Below are 14,296 nucleotides of genomic sequence, written 5' to 3' on the forward strand. Positions count from 1 at the left end.
CCCCCCCCGTCACCACGGAAGGCGACGTGGGCGTGGGAATTCTGGCACAGAGCATCGGCGGTGGCGGTGGTGCCGGCGGACATGCCGATTCCATCTTCCTGACCGGATCTTCCAAGAAGCCGGTCAATGATTCGGGTGCAGGTTTTTCGCTGGCGCATCTGAAATCTCTGGAACTCGCGCTGGGCGGCAATGGCGGTGATGGCGGCAATGGCGGGACAGTCAAGGTAACCCATCACTATCAGCCCCTGACCACCTATGGCGATAGTGCGGCAGCAATTCTGGCCCAAAGCATCGGTGGCGGAGGCGGTGTAGCCGCTGCAGCGGACCATGTAACATTCCTCAAGACCGGGCGTATCGGCGGCAAACAAACAATCGGAAATGGCTCGACCGTCTCGGTCGCAACCGCCAGCGACATTTCGACCAGCGGATTGTTTGCGAGTGGCATCATTGCCCAGAGCCTCGGTGGCGGCGGTGGGGCCGTGTTGTCTTCAGAAAACTTGCGCGGACAATTTCTCAAAAGCAACGACCTGAACACCAGGAAGGGTGACGTTGTCGTTGGAGGCTTCCTGTCAGCGGGCAAGGGAGGAAGGGTCACCGTCAAGAGCGGCGGCAACATTTCGACCTCAGGCAATTTTGCTGCCGGGGTGATCGCACAAAGCATCGGCGGCGGCGGTGGTCTCGCCACCATAGACAACGCCGATTCTGCAACATACGTCACCCTTGCTAGTGAACTCGACACCTCGTCCAGCAGCCACAATGGCGCCGATCAGGTGAGCATCAGTCAATCCGGCTCCATCACCACATCGGGGATTGGCGCCATCGGGATTGTTGCGCAATCGATCGGCGGCGGTGGCGGCCTGGTTCAGGCGGCGACCGCGATCATTGACGAAACCGCCAATGCACACCGCGATGCCGGCCTTAACAAGCACGATGGGGGCGGCAGCGGCGGCAAGGTTGCGGTGACACAGACCGCCGATTCATTGATCCGTACCACCGGAGACGGCGCCGTCGGTATTCTCGCGCAGAGCACAGGCGGCACCGGCGGGTTCATCCAGAAATCAGATGGCAAGCTAAGCGTTCACAATCATAACACTGCAGGCACCGGCGGCGACGTCACCATTGTCCAGAATGGCATATTGTCGACCGAAGGTAACTTTGCCGACGGCATTCACGTAATTACCCATGGTTCGGAAACGCCGGGAAACATCGACATCACCGCCAACGGAACAATTCAGACGCTTGGATCAGACGTCAATGCCATTGTTGCTGCTGCGGCCGGCGACAAGAGCGGTGATATCACCATCACCATCGGCAAGGGCGGTCGAGTTCTCTCCATGGGCGGCAGAGGCGACGCCGTCGTGATCGACGACACCACGACCGGGCTGCGCACAATGGCCAGGATATCGAACTCGGGACTGATTTCTTCAAGCGACGGGTTCGCCATCCGCTCAAACCAATTTGTCCATATCACCAATGAGGGCACCATAAGCGGTGATATCGATGTCACCGCAGACCGGGAATACCTGTTGCCCCTGCCCTCGCCTTTGCCGCCAGCCAAGGTGAGCGGCACGTCGGCAGGCTACCTTTCGAACGCCAGTGCGGGAACTCTGCAATCAGGCGACAGCATCAACCTTGGCACCTACCGGTCCAACGAGACATTCTATGGCGTCCATCTCGGCCTTCTCGACAATGCCGGAACATTGTCTCCAGGCGGGGCGGCAGAAATCCTGAACACACAGCTTAGCGGCAGGTATGAAAGTTCCGACACGGCGATCTATGCCGTGGATCTGAACTTGGACCTGGGGACATCCGATCACCTCCGCGCGTCCCACGGCGCGGTTGTCGAGGGCGTAATCGCGCCGCACATACTCTCCTTCGGATCGCAAAGCCAAGTGCAGATCCTGTCAACACCGAAAACCGCTGATTTGTCTTTTTCAGCGAAGGCTGCCGAAATGCCGGTCGTCATGTATTCGGTGTCACAAGCCCAATCGAGCGCTGGCGATCATGTCGTCAACCTGACAGTTGAAAACATTGACTTTGAAGCCGACGGGCTGGGCAGCAATGAGGCTGCGGTTGCGAGAACGTTAAATGCCAGACTGGCAAGCGGAATTGCAGACACCGATGCCGATCTGCTCGCTCTCGCCAACGCAACCACGCTCGGCGAACTCAGTCATCTACTTGGTTCCTATTCCGATGCCCATTCAGCCAAGCAGGCGGCCAGCCTTCGCTCAGGTGCAACGCATTTTACCGGCTCGGTGTTCAGTTGCGGCGTGGCGAACGGCGCCTATGCGGCAATCGCCGAGACCGAATGCGACTGGAGTGAAGCCGGTTACCGGTGGACCGAGCATCAGGCCAGTTCCAATTCCGTTGCACGCGACGAACGGCTGTTCAACCTTAGCGTCGGCGCGCAGCGCGAACTTAGTGAAAACTGGAGGCTCGGGATCGCCGCCGGGTACGGGATACTGGATTCCATTTCCTACCTCGCCGCATCTGAGGCGAAGCTGGCGCAGGCCGGGATGGTCGCGAAATATCAGAAGGGCAATCTTCTTCTCGGCGGCTCAATCACGGTGGGGCACAGTTGGCAGGACATGGTCAGGGCGATACCGCTGAGCCCGGGTGTGCAAGCCGTGTCCAGCACGCAAAGCAGCTGGATCCACGGCCGCCTTCGCGCCGGCTATCTTTTCGAGATCGAAGACTGGTTCGCCAAACCGCTTGCAGATATGGATTTCAACTACACACACACCAACGGATACACCGAGACCGGGGCTGGCAGCTACAATCTCAGTGTACTTCCGGCAGATGATTTCCAAATGTCGGTCGCCGTCGGCATGGAATTTGGCAGGAGTTTTGCGCTGAGTCCGAGGCTGAGCGTCCGGACCTATGGCTATGGCGGAGTTCGGTATACGCCGGACAACACCACGACAACCCAGGTGCGGTTTTCGGGAATAGCCAGCCCGGTCACGCAGGTTTTCGAACACGATCGCTATCTCGGAGAAATTTCCGCCGGATTGAAATTCTTCGGTCAGGAGGGATTGGGGCTCGATGTCCGCTACGATGGCGCATTCGGCAAGTCGATTACATCGCAATCCATCAAGGGGAAGATCCGGTGGCGCTTCTAATGCGTTTGGCGTTCGATCGTATTCGTTCGAACGATAACCTACATGCATCATTTCAAAATAATACAGCTGCCTTTGCGCATCCGGTCGGATGCGCAAAGGCAGGCGCCAATGACTGCTTCAGACTGATTGCATGACAAGTTCGGCCGGAAATCCCGGTCAGGATCTCGGGCCGAAGGATTGTGGCGGATACTGTCAGACCTGTGCGTTCCATTCCGCATACCAGGTCTTGAACAGTTGATACTGGTTTTCCGCGTAGCATTTTTGTGAATCCGAAAGCCTGTCGGTCTCGTAAAAATGCAGCTTGTATTCCTCGTCGCCGTTGAGAACCATCAGATGCTTGTAATAGAGCACCAGGTCGGCGCCCTCGTCGAATGAAGACAGGACAGCCAGGGCCTCATCAAGTTGCTTGGCCTGCAGCCGCGCCTTGGCGTCGCCCGTCGCTGCCTTTTTGCACAGCGAGACGAGACGAAGAACTTCGCTCGGCAAGGCATTACCGATACCCGTGATCGCGCCAGTGGCGCCGCAATTGACGAAACCATGGAAAACATTGGTGTCGACACCGACCATCAAGGTCACGCTGTCGTCTGCCGAGGTGATGTGCTCGGCGGCATAGCGCAGGTCCTGGGCGCCGCCGAATTCCTTGAAACCGATCAGATTGGGATGATCTTTTCGCAGCGCAAAGAACAGGTCGGCACGGGTCGCAAAGCCATAATAAGGGCTGTTGTAGATCACCGAGGGCAGATCCGGCGCCGCCGACAGGATCGCCTTGAAATGCGCGGTCTGTGCAGCCACTGAAGTCCCCCGCGAGAGCACTCGCGGAATCACCATCAGCCCTTGCGCCCCGACTTCGGCAGCGTGGGCGGCATGGGCCACCGCCGAAGCGCTGTTGATCGCACCGGTTCCAACCACCGTGGGTACGCCGGCCTGGACCAGACGGGCGACGCCCTCCATGCGCTGCGCATCGGTGAGCAATGGCCAGTCTCCCATCGAGCCGCAATAGACCACGCCGGACATCCCGGCATCAACCAGTTCGCGCGCCTTGCGCACCAGCGCGTCAAAATCCGGCGTCCGGTCAGGCTTGCAGGGGGTCATGAGGGCGGGAATGCACCCTTTGAAAATTGTGTCGTCCATCGGATTGTCCTTTTCAGTCAATGAACCGGTCTCAACAAGCTTATGATCACGGGCGGCGGGAAGCCAGACCGGCTATACCGAACAGGCTTGCCGCCGCCAATGCCCACTTTCCCTGATGCCGTTCCAACTAATATTCGATTGTATTTTGTTTGTCGACATTAAATATTTTCACGGATTCGACACCAGAGGCATGCCGCAATCAGCGAGGGGCGATGCAGATTTTCGTCGGTCGTCCTGCCGTCAGGTCAGAGATCGATATCAGCGTTCACGCGACGATCCTGGGCAATATAGGCTTGGATCTGGCGCACAATCTGTCCGGCGTGGATTTTGGCTATAAGGTCTGCGGCCTCGACATCCTGTCGTTCGATCGCCGTTACCATGTCCTCGTGCTCCTGAAGATAGCCTCTCGGAAGCTCGTCATTGAAAGAGGAATAATAGAGCCGCAGCAACCGCCTGCCCTCATCAAGCAGCCGCTCGAACAGCTCCGTGTAATAGCGGTTCCTTCCGGCGCAGGCGATCCGGGCATGGAAATTGCGGTTGACCTCGATCATCCGGGCAACATCCCTCGCCTCCACTGCCTTTGTGTAACTGTCCTGAAGCTGCCGGATCTCAACAAGTTCCTCCGGCGTCCGGTTGGCGGCGGCCAGCCTCGTGGTAACGCGGTACATCAAGGACAGCGCGTCGAAGAATTGCGACAGATTGGGAAAATCGATCGGAGCCACGATGGTGAACCGGTTGGGCAGAGTGACAACCAGCCCTTCTCCCGCCAGCTTGACCATGGCCTCGCGGATGGGCGTGCGCGAGATGCCGAACCGCTCTGCAAGCTTGACCTCGTCTATCGGGCTGCCGGGCTCGAGCGTCAGATCCAGGATCTCGTGCTTGAGCGTTTCGTACACCGCGCCGACGCCTTTGCCGCGCTTGCGCTTTATCCCGGCAAGAGATGTCGGCATCTGCTCATCCACGCTCATGGGCCTCTCCAAAAAATCGCGCAACACTGACGAGCACTACAGGCCCGCACCTTCAAACACAATTCATCACCGGGCGCGGCTTGACCAGGCAAAGCGGAATGCAATGCCCCTCCCCGTGCTGCGTCAGGTCGGGGACCGCCCGGAAAACCGCCGCAAATGTGTTTCTCATTGCACGTGAAAATGGCATTAACAGTCGGGATCACCGATCAGCCGGGGAGGCAGCCGCGCATGACACTTCAGCCAGAGACAATCGCACCCCCGCTTGAGCTGTCGCAAGGATGGACCGTGACGAACGGCGGGCACAGCGTTGCCCTGCAGGTGCCGAGCGACATTCATTCCGCCCTGCTCGCCGCGGGCATCATCACCGATCCCTACTGGCGTGACACCGAGGTCTCGCTTGACTGGGTCCATGAAAGCGAATGGACTGCGACCAAACGGTTCGACCTTGCCGACACCCCCGACGGATACTGGACGCTGTCCTTTGACGGCATCGACTGTGTGGCCGACATCCGCCTGAACGACCAAGTGTTGGGACGCGTCGACAACCGGTTTCTGCGCCATGATTTCGAGGTGAGTGAAGCGCTGGTTCCGGGCGAGAACTGTCTGGAAGTCCACTTCCTGTCCAACTCATCCGAAGCCGCGGCCCGGGCCGCAGTATCGGCTTATCCGGTTCCCTATACGAAGGACAACAACCGCATCCCGCATTACAATTTCCTGCGCAAGACCCATTGCGACGCCGGCTGGGACTGGAACATCGCGCTGTCGCCGCTGGGATTGTGCGGACCGGTGACGCTGCGCCGGGTTCAGGCGGCGCGGATCGACGACATCATGATCCGGCAGCTTCACCAGAACGGCAAGGTCACGCTTGAAATCGACCTGCATTACACAGCCTTTACTGCAGGCGGGATCAAGACCGCGGCGCTCTGTGGCGGGCAGTCGGACAAACAGACCGTTCAGGTCTGGCCCGGGCGGGGCACCACGCGGCTTTCGCTGGCGATCGATGATCCCCAACTCTGGTGGCCGGCTGGCCATGGCCCGCAGACGATGTACGACCTCACGGTGCAGTTCGGCGATGATCTGGTCACGCGCCGCATCGGCCTGCGAACGGTCGAGCTTGTCACCGATCCGGACGAGATTGGCGCCCGGTTTGCGTTCAAAATCAATGGCCGCGAGATTTTCATGCGTGGCGCGAACTGGATTCCAGCCGACGCGCTTCCGGCCCGCGCCACCCGGGAGGTGGTCCGCGACCGCCTGACCTCCGCGGTCGAGGCCAATATGAACATGATCCGGGTCTGGGGCGGCGGGCAATATGAGCCGGACTGGTTTTACGAGCTGTGCTCGGAACTCGGGTTGATGGTCTGGCAGGACTTCATGTTTTCCTGCAGCCTTTATCCGGCCCATGACCACGCCTGGCTCGACAGTGTCAGGCGTGAGGTCCGTCAGCAGATCCGGCGGCTGTCGGCGCACCCCTGCATGGCGCTGTGGTGCGGTGACAACGAGGTGATCGGGGCGCTGACCTGGTATCCAGAAAGCCGTGCCAACCGCGACCGCTATCTCGCTGTCTATGCGCGCCTCAACGCCGCCCTTGAGGAGGCGGTGGCAGAAGAGAGGCCCGATATCGCCTTCTGGCCGTCCTCGCCATCGGTCGGACCGCTCGATTTCGGCGACGGCTGGCATGATGACAGCTCGGGCGACATGCATTTCTGGGATGTGTGGCATTCATCGAAGGATTTCGAGCACTATCGCAGCGTCCGGCCGCGGTTTTGTTCGGAGTTCGGGTTTCAGTCGTTTCCATCCAACCGGGTCATCGCGATTTTTACCGAAGCGGACGATCGCAACGTCTCTTCAAGCGTCATGGACGTGCATCAGCGCAATCACGGCGGCAACAGCCGCATTGTTGAAACGCTGGCGCGCTATTTCCGCTTTCCCGAACGGTTCGAGGACATGACCTGGCTCAGCCAGGTCAGTCAGTCGCTGGCGATGAAGACGGCAATCGAGTTCTGGCGGTCATCCAAACCGCGTTGCATGGGCACCCTGTACTGGCAGCTTAACGACACCTGGCCGGTGGCAAGCTGGGCATCGCTGGAATATGGCGGCGGCTGGAAACTCATTCACTACATGGCCCGCAGGTTCCAGGCCCCCGTGCTGGTGACAGCACAACCCGACCCCGGCACCGCCGACATCGTGCTCTGGGCGATCAATGACACCGACCAGCCCGTCACACTTGCCGTGGCGGGCCGCCGCGTTTCAACCGGGGGCCCTGTCACCGAATGCGGAAGCTGGTCCTGTCTGTGCCCGACCGAACGCGCCGTCGAAATCGCCCGCCTGCCGGTTGGCGAATTTGCCGCTGACGAGTTCCTGCATTTCGATTGGCGGGACGGCGGGGGAAAACACACCGGCGAAAACGATTATCTTTTGCGCCGGCCAAAGCAGTATCGTTTCGTCCGACCTCAAATCCAGGTTGCCGAAACCGGTGACAGCGTGACGCTGACCAGCGATATCCCCGCGGTCTATGTCACCTATGATCATGGCGGATCGGATGTCTGGTCGGACAACGGGTTCACGCTGCTGCCGGGCGTTCCCAAGGTCCTCACCCGCAGCCGCGCACGTGGTGGAATCAGCGGTGATGACAGGATCCGCCATCTCGAGAGCTGAGCCCGGTTTTTTGTGCCGGTCCGAAACTTGCGTTTTGGCGTAAATTCGCAGCCTGAAGCCGTCCCCGCGGCGTTCGCCGGACCGACATCTGGGGATAACCGGCGATGTGACATAATGGGTCGACTTGCCGCGCTTCAGTCCGCTTTGCGACACGCCATTTAACCGATATACCGGCATCGGAATAACATTCCCCCGGAGGCGGAATAACCGGCTGAATCAGGCGGAAAACCGGCCAACCCGGCTGAATCGGGCGCAGCCGCTTGCCATTTGGCAGGCCGGGCCTGCAAAACATGAAGAAAGTCGCGAAAATGGACACAAACGCCGCCATTCAATCCCGAAAATCCGACGCCATTGCGCGCGGCGTCGGCATGATGACGCAGATCTATGCCGACCGCGCCGAAAACTCCGAAATCTGGGACGTCGAAGGCAATCGCTACATCGATTTCGCCGCTGGAATCGCGGTGGTCAATACCGGCCACCGCCACCCCAAGGTGATCGAAGCCGTCAAGGCGCAGCTCGACCGCTTCACCCATACCTGCCACCAGGTGGTGCCGTACGAAAACTATGTTCATCTGGCCGAACGCCTGAACAAGCTGGTCCCCGGCGATTTCGACAAGAAGACCGTGTTCGTGACCACCGGCGCGGAAGCCGTGGAAAACGCCATCAAGATCGCGCGCGTCGCGACCGGACGCGAGGCGGTGGTGTCGTTCTCCGGCGCGTTTCACGGCCGCACCTTCATGGGCATGGCGCTGACCGGCAAGGTGTTTCCCTACAAGGCGGGTTTCGGTGCGATGCCGGGCGATGTCTATCACGTCCCGTTTCCGGCAGCGCTGCATGGCGTCTCTGCCGAGCAGTCGATGGCAGCGCTCGAAACCCTGTTCAAGGCTGATGTCGATCCGGGCCGTGTCGCGGCGATCATTCTGGAGCCGGTGCAGGGCGAAGGGGGCTTCTACGAAGTGCCTGCCGGGTTCTTCAAGCGGTTGCGCGAGGTCTGCGACGCCCACGGCATCCTGCTGATCGCCGATGAAATCCAGACCGGGTTTGCCCGCACCGGCAAGATGTTCGCGATGGAACACCATGGTGTCGCGCCTGACCTTACCACCATGGCCAAGGGCCTGGCCGGCGGCTTTCCGCTGGCCGCCGTCACCGGACGGGCCAGCATCATGGATGCCGCCAATCCGGGTGGACTGGGCGGCACCTATGGCGGCAACCCGATCGGCATCGCCGCAGCCCATGCCGTGCTCGACGTTATCGAGGAAGAAGGCCTGTGCGAGCGCGCCATGCAACTGGGCAACCGGCTCAAGCAGCGCCTGCAGGCGATCCGTGAGGATGTGCCGGAGATCGTCGACATTCGCGGCCCCGGTTTCATGAACGCCATCGAATTCAACGATGTCAAAACCGGCAAGCCGTGCCCCGACTTTACCAATGCTGTGAAAGCCAGGGCGCTGGATAAGGGCCTCATTCTCCTCACATGTGGCGTTTACGCCAATGTCATCCGCTTCCTTTCACCCGTGACCATTCAGGATCCGGTGTTCCAGGAAGCACTGGACCTTCTTGAAGCGTCCATTCGTGAAGTTCATTCGGAAATCGGAGCCAAAGCATAATGACCAGCAAACTCGCAGACATGCTGAAAAATCCCGACCTCGTGGTGAGCGCCGCTCTGGTTGGCGGCGAATGGGTCAAGACTGCCCCCGGCGGCAAGACCTTTGACGTGCTCAATCCCTCCACCGGGGAGGTCATCACCTCGCTGCCGGATCTCGGCGTCGAGGAAACCAGGACCGCGATCGATGCCGCCTACGTGGCGCAGAAGGACTGGGCCAAAAAGACCGGCAAGGACCGCAGCGCCGTGCTGCGCAAGCTGTTTGACCTGATGGTGGCCAATGCCGACGATCTGGGAGCGATCCTGACCGCCGAGATGGGCAAGCCGCTGGCCGAAGCCAAGGGCGAGATCCTCTATGGCGCAAGCTTCATCGAATGGTTCGCGGAAGAGGCCAAGCGGGTCTACGGCGATGTCATTCCCGGCCACCAGCCCGACAAGCGGATCATCGTCATGAAGCAGCCGGTCGGTGTTGTCGCCTCGATCACGCCGTGGAACTTCCCCAATGCGATGATCGCCCGAAAGCTCGGCCCGGCGCTGGCCGTCGGCTGCGCCTTCATTTCAAAGCCCGCCGGCGAAACGCCGCTGTCGGCTTTGGCAATGGCGAAGCTCGCCGTGGAAGCGGGCGTTCCCAAGGGCATCCTCAGCGTTGTGACGTCCAAATCAAGTGCTGCGATCGGCCAGGAGTTCTGCTCCAACGACAAGGTGCGCAAGATCACCTTCACCGGCTCGACCGAAGTGGGCCGCATCCTGATGCGGCAGTCGGCTGACCAGATCAAGAAAACCTCGATGGAACTGGGCGGCAACGCGCCGTTCATCGTGTTCGACGACGCCGATCTCGATGCCGCCGTCGAGGGCGCGATGATCTCCAAGTATCGCAACAACGGCCAGACCTGCGTCTGCGCCAACCGCATCTATGTACAGGCGGGCGTCTATGACGCGTTTGCCGAAAAGCTCGCCGCGGCGGTCTCCAAGATGAAGATCGGCGACGGTTTTGGCGACGGCGTGACCACCGGCCCGCTGATCAGCGAGGATGCGGTCGAGAAGGTGATGGACCACATCGCCGACGCGACCGACAAGGGCGCCAAGGTGATCACCGGCGGCAAGCGCCACAGTCTTGGCGGCACCTTCTTCGAGCCGACCATTCTGACCGGCGTGACCCGTGACATGAAAGTGGCCGGCGAAGAAACCTTCGGACCGGTGGCGCCGCTGTTCAAATTCGACAGTGTGGACGACGTAATCGAGCAGGCCAATGACACGATCTTCGGTCTGGCCTCCTATTTCTACGCCAATGACCTGTCCAAGGTCTGGCGGGTGGCCGAGGCGCTGGAATATGGCATGGTCGGCGTCAACACCGGCCTGATCTCCACCGAGGTGGCCCCGTTCGGCGGCGTCAAGCAATCCGGCCAGGGCCGCGAAGGCTCGAAATACGGCTGTGACGACTACCTCGAAATGAAATATGTCTGCCTCGGCGGCATCTGAACCAGATCATTGACCGGGGCTGGTGAATTTTCGCCCGGCCCGGTCAACCAGCCATACCCCCCCGGTTGGGCGCCGCTCCGAATTCAGCTTTCCCAATCACTGCCGGCCGGCGGCCGGTTGCGGCTGCTCTCAACTTTGACCGCCTCATCGGCTTCTGCGATGTCGTTACCTGTTGGTTCCGGCGGTGCCTCGTTGCGGTCACGATCAGTCAGGGCCAGGCAGTAGTACATCGGAAAATGGTCAGAGCCGACAAAAGGCTGCCGTTCAATGGTCAAAAGCTCAAAATCACGCGAGTGGAAAATGTGATCGAGTGGCCAGCGCAGGAACCAGTATCGCGCATCAAATGAGTTGAACAAACCGCGTCCCTGACGCGGATCGAGCAGTCCGGAAATCCGCAGGAACCGACGCGTGGTGCGCGACCAGGCGACGTCATTGAGATCACCGGTGACAATCAGCGGCAATGGCTCGTCACGCGCCTCCTCCGCCACCAGCAGGATTTCGGCATCACGACCGAGCGTGTCGCGCAGCGGCAATGGCGGTTCGGGGTGAAGCGCGATGATCCGCACCTCACGGCCACCTGGCAATTCGACGACGCAGGAAATGCTCGGCACTTCCTCGTTCAGCAGGAACCGCACGCCATTGTCTCGCAGCTTGTAGCGGCTGGCCAGGATGATGCCAAAACTGTCTTCCTGCGGTTGCTCAACCGTTTCGTAAAACTCCGCGAGGCAGGGTTTTAGCGCCTCGGCCCAGGCACTGTCGGTTTCCATGAAGACAGCAATGTCTGGTTTGATCTCACGCACCAGATCGACCACGCGCTGATAATCCCGATTGCCTTGCTTGACGTTGCAGGCCAGCACCGAGATCGTCGCTGCCGAGCCGATATCGCCCGAGAACCGCGCGGTTTGACTGCGCCAGATTGGCGTAAAGCGCAGTACATAGACAAGCTGGATGGCAATGGCGATGCTGGCCATGGCAACAGCAGCGAGGATAGTGGGTGTGGCCTCCCCAAGAACAAGTGCTGTGACAATGATCAGTGCTGCAACCCCGATTGCCTGCAGGCGACCAAAATCGAAGGATCGCACCATGCCGTGCGCAAATGGCAATAGTGGGATCAAGCTGGCAAGCAGGCAGAGCGAAGCCAGAACTGCGAGGATTACCGGTATCACGTGCTTACTCCATCAGGCAGCTGGCGGTCTGTCGGGGCTCCAACCAAAGCACCGGATCGGTTATTGTTCAACTGTCGTGGGTCAGCCCAAGTCCGAAAACGCAGGTTCTCTGGCCAGCGAGGCGCGCAGCGGAATGCGCTGACACGCATCCGGTGTCGCCAGATCTCTGGTCGCCGCCGCAATGGCGTCAGCGTGGCGATGGAACGGGCCAGTGTAGCGGCTGCCGAACTTGTAATACCAACCGCCGCGCCAGTTTTCGATTTCGAACATGGGCTCGTCCATTGCGCACTCTCCGGTCTCTTGATGTGCTCATTAACGCAGCATGCCGCGGCTGGTTCCGCGACCCATGGTTATATCGGTCGGGAACTTCCCTCCGCTATGGTCGTTTAACCCGCACCCCGCCTGTTGAGGCTCTTGGAGAGTGAGAGAAGTACCGATGGCCGACATATCCAAGTCATTTCAGCAATTCATCCAGAGCGCCGAATTCCCCTGCGTCGGCGCCAAATCCGCCTTGGCACGCGACGCGCTTTCGGTGCTCGAAGCCGGCCAGATCGACAGCCCGGTCAGCGATGTCGAAATCCACCGGGCACTGCGCGAGTTCAGCGATGATCTCGATCATCAAAGCCCGATCGTACGGTCCTTCGTGGTCATTTTCGATGGCCCCGGCGAGCTTGATGAAGAAGCCTTCGAGAAGGCGCTGTGGAACAGGCTGCAGTCGCTGCACAACCTCGATGTGGTCAGCGGCAATGCATGGAGCGACGCCGTCGATCATGATCCTGAATCGCCGCATTTCTCGCTGAGCATCGGCGGAGAACCATTCTTCGTCATCGGACTGCATCCCCATGCGTCTCGCCCGGCGCGGCGGTTTGAAAAACCGACGCTGGTGTTCAACTCGCATCTGCAGTTCGAAAAACTGCGCGCCGACGGCCGTTTCGACAAGATGAAAGAGATCATCCGCAAGCGCGATGCGGCGCTGGCAGGCTCCATCAACCCGATGCTCAACGACCACGGCGATGCCTCGGAGGCGCGCCAATACAGCGGCCGGGCGGTGGATGCCGAATGGAAATGCCCCTTCGCACACAAGGAAGTTGCCTGAGATGACCCACCGGATTCCACCCCGCAGCGGCACGGCGTTTGAATTGAAAAAGGGACAATTTCTGAGCGTTGTCGACCCGGAAGGCGAGCAGGTTTCCGACCTGGTGGCCTTCAGTGCGGCCGACATGCGCGAGTATCTGTCCTCCGGGCGGTCGATCGATTATGCCGGACGCATCTTCCTGACCACCGGGGATATTCTCTACTCGAACCGGTCGAACCCGATGCTGAGCATTGTGGAGGACGAAGTGGGACGGCATGATTTCAGCCTGACGCCGTGCTCGCGCGACACGTTTCGCATCATCTATGGTGACACCGATCCGCATCACGGTTGCCAGGGCAATCTGGAAAACGCGCTTGCGCGCTACGGCATCGGTCCGGACGCGATCCCGATTGCATTCAATGTGTTCATGCATGTGGCGGTCGACAGCGAAACCGGCGAGATCAAGGTGCTACCGCCCAAGAGCAAGCCGGGGCAGAAAACCGTGTTTCGCGCCGAGATGGATCTGGTCATCGCCATGACCGCTTGCTCCGCCGGACAATCGAACAATTTCCGCTACAAGCCGATTGATTATCGGATCGAGGATGCAGCCTGAGCATGTTCGGTTCTAGAAAATCACGCCCGGCAACCAGGTTGCCAGTTGCGGCAGCAGCCAGACCAGCGAAATGCCGACGATCTGCAGCCCGATGAACGGCACCACACCGGCGTAAATCTGGCCGGTGGTAACTTCGGGCGGCGCTGCACCGCGCAGATAAAACAGTGAGAAACCGAAGGGTGGGGTGAGGAAGCTGGTCTGCAGATTGATCGCCAGCAGCACGCCGAGCCAGATCGGGTCGTGCCCCATCATGATCAGCGGCGGTGCGATCAACGGCAGCACGATCACCGAGATTTCGACGAAATCGAGGAAGAAGCCAAGCACGAAGACAAAAGCCATGCAGAACAACAGGGCGCCTGCTGGACCGCCGGGCATGTTGGCAAGGATATGGGCTACCCGCTCTTCGCCGCCGAGCCCGATGAAGACCAGCGAAAACATGCCGGCGGCAAGAATGGTGGCGAAAATCATCGCCGTCATGGTCAGGGTTGAA

General features: G+C 60.0%; 11 protein-coding genes. 6 read left to right on the top strand and 5 right to left on the bottom strand.

The annotated features are described in order from the left end of the window. On the top strand, positions 1–3,119 hold a 3,119-nt coding region (locus tag ABJN75_RS04855; protein ID WP_348437401.1), incomplete at its 5' end, for an autotransporter outer membrane beta-barrel domain-containing protein. 192 nt (positions 3,120–3,311) lie between these two features. Here the strand turns inward: ABJN75_RS04855 and ABJN75_RS04860 are convergent. Both ABJN75_RS04860 and ABJN75_RS04865 read right to left on the bottom strand, forming a co-directional pair. Further along, positions 3,312–4,250 carry a dihydrodipicolinate synthase family protein gene (locus ABJN75_RS04860; RefSeq protein WP_348437403.1) on the bottom strand — a complete coding sequence of 313 codons (939 nt, stop codon included), beginning with the start codon at positions 4,248–4,250 and terminating at the stop codon, positions 3,312–3,314. Between the two features lie 245 nt (positions 4,251–4,495). After that, entirely contained in the window at positions 4,496–5,218 is a 723-nt protein-coding gene (locus tag ABJN75_RS04865; protein ID WP_348437405.1) for a GntR family transcriptional regulator, read from the bottom strand. A gap of 228 nt (positions 5,219–5,446) precedes the next feature. Between ABJN75_RS04865 and ABJN75_RS04870 the strand changes: the two genes are divergently transcribed. From ABJN75_RS04870 to ABJN75_RS04880, 3 genes are all read left to right on the top strand, one after another. Beyond that, positions 5,447–7,873 (top strand): glycoside hydrolase family 2 protein, encoded by a 2,427-nt coding sequence (locus ABJN75_RS04870; protein WP_348437407.1) that lies wholly within the window; start codon positions 5,447–5,449, stop codon positions 7,871–7,873. Between the two features lie 308 nt (positions 7,874–8,181). After that, the gene (locus ABJN75_RS04875; protein WP_348437409.1) at positions 8,182–9,477 is read left to right on the top strand and encodes a 4-aminobutyrate--2-oxoglutarate transaminase; all 1,296 of its coding nucleotides are present in this window, start codon (positions 8,182–8,184) and stop codon (positions 9,475–9,477) included. Next, positions 9,477–10,952 (top strand): NAD-dependent succinate-semialdehyde dehydrogenase, encoded by a 1,476-nt coding sequence (locus ABJN75_RS04880; protein WP_348437411.1) that lies wholly within the window; start codon positions 9,477–9,479, stop codon positions 10,950–10,952. The genes ABJN75_RS04875 and ABJN75_RS04880 overlap by 1 nt, the downstream gene beginning before the upstream one ends. A gap of 83 nt (positions 10,953–11,035) precedes the next feature. Here ABJN75_RS04880 and ABJN75_RS04885 read toward each other — a convergent pair whose 3' ends face one another. Together ABJN75_RS04885 and ABJN75_RS04890 are read right to left on the bottom strand one after the other, a co-directional pair. Next, the gene (locus tag ABJN75_RS04885) at positions 11,036–12,118 is read right to left on the bottom strand and encodes an endonuclease/exonuclease/phosphatase family protein (RefSeq protein ID WP_348437413.1); all 1,083 of its coding nucleotides are present in this window, start codon (positions 12,116–12,118) and stop codon (positions 11,036–11,038) included. An 81-nt stretch (positions 12,119–12,199) separates the two neighbouring features. Further along, positions 12,200–12,400, bottom strand: a complete 201-nt coding sequence (locus ABJN75_RS04890) for a hypothetical protein (protein ID WP_348437415.1) — start codon at positions 12,398–12,400, stop codon at positions 12,200–12,202. 154 nt (positions 12,401–12,554) lie between these two features. Here ABJN75_RS04890 and gntA point away from each other — a divergent pair, with 154 nt between their 5' ends. Both gntA and ABJN75_RS04900 read left to right on the top strand, forming a co-directional pair. Then, a complete protein-coding gene (gene gntA / locus ABJN75_RS04895) occupies positions 12,555–13,214 on the top strand; it encodes a guanitoxin biosynthesis heme-dependent pre-guanitoxin N-hydroxylase GntA (protein ID WP_348437417.1) in 660 nt (219 codons plus the stop codon). Between the two features lies 1 nt (position 13,215). Next, the gene (locus tag ABJN75_RS04900; RefSeq protein ID WP_348437419.1) at positions 13,216–13,806 is read left to right on the top strand and encodes an urea carboxylase-associated family protein; all 591 of its coding nucleotides are present in this window, start codon (positions 13,216–13,218) and stop codon (positions 13,804–13,806) included. Between the two features lie 12 nt (positions 13,807–13,818). On the opposite strand, the gene ABJN75_RS04905 is transcribed toward ABJN75_RS04900, so the two are convergent. Then, on the bottom strand, positions 13,819–14,296 hold a 478-nt coding region (locus ABJN75_RS04905; protein ID WP_348437421.1), incomplete at its 5' end, for a TRAP transporter large permease subunit.

The organism is Hoeflea sp. (assembly GCF_039975035.1).
Classification (GTDB): domain Bacteria; phylum Pseudomonadota; class Alphaproteobacteria; order Rhizobiales; family Rhizobiaceae; genus Hoeflea.

Excerpts from the sequence above, each read along its gene's own strand:
- ABJN75_RS04860 (WP_348437403.1), bottom strand. The coding sequence starts at position 4,250 with ATGGACGACACAATTTTCAAAGGGTGCATTCCCGCCCTCATGACCCCC.
- ABJN75_RS04880 (WP_348437411.1), top strand. The coding sequence starts at position 9,477 with ATGACCAGCAAACTCGCAGACATGCTGAAAAATCCCGACCTCGTGGTG.
- gntA (WP_348437417.1), top strand. The coding sequence starts at position 12,555 with ATGGCCGACATATCCAAGTCATTTCAGCAATTCATCCAGAGCGCCGAA.
- ABJN75_RS04875 (WP_348437409.1), top strand. The coding sequence starts at position 8,182 with ATGGACACAAACGCCGCCATTCAATCCCGAAAATCCGACGCCATTGCG.
- ABJN75_RS04870 (WP_348437407.1), top strand. The coding sequence starts at position 5,447 with ATGACACTTCAGCCAGAGACAATCGCACCCCCGCTTGAGCTGTCGCAA.
- ABJN75_RS04890 (WP_348437415.1), bottom strand. The coding sequence starts at position 12,400 with ATGGACGAGCCCATGTTCGAAATCGAAAACTGGCGCGGCGGTTGGTAT.
- ABJN75_RS04900 (WP_348437419.1), top strand. The coding sequence starts at position 13,216 with ATGACCCACCGGATTCCACCCCGCAGCGGCACGGCGTTTGAATTGAAA.
- ABJN75_RS04865 (WP_348437405.1), bottom strand. The coding sequence starts at position 5,218 with ATGAGCGTGGATGAGCAGATGCCGACATCTCTTGCCGGGATAAAGCGC.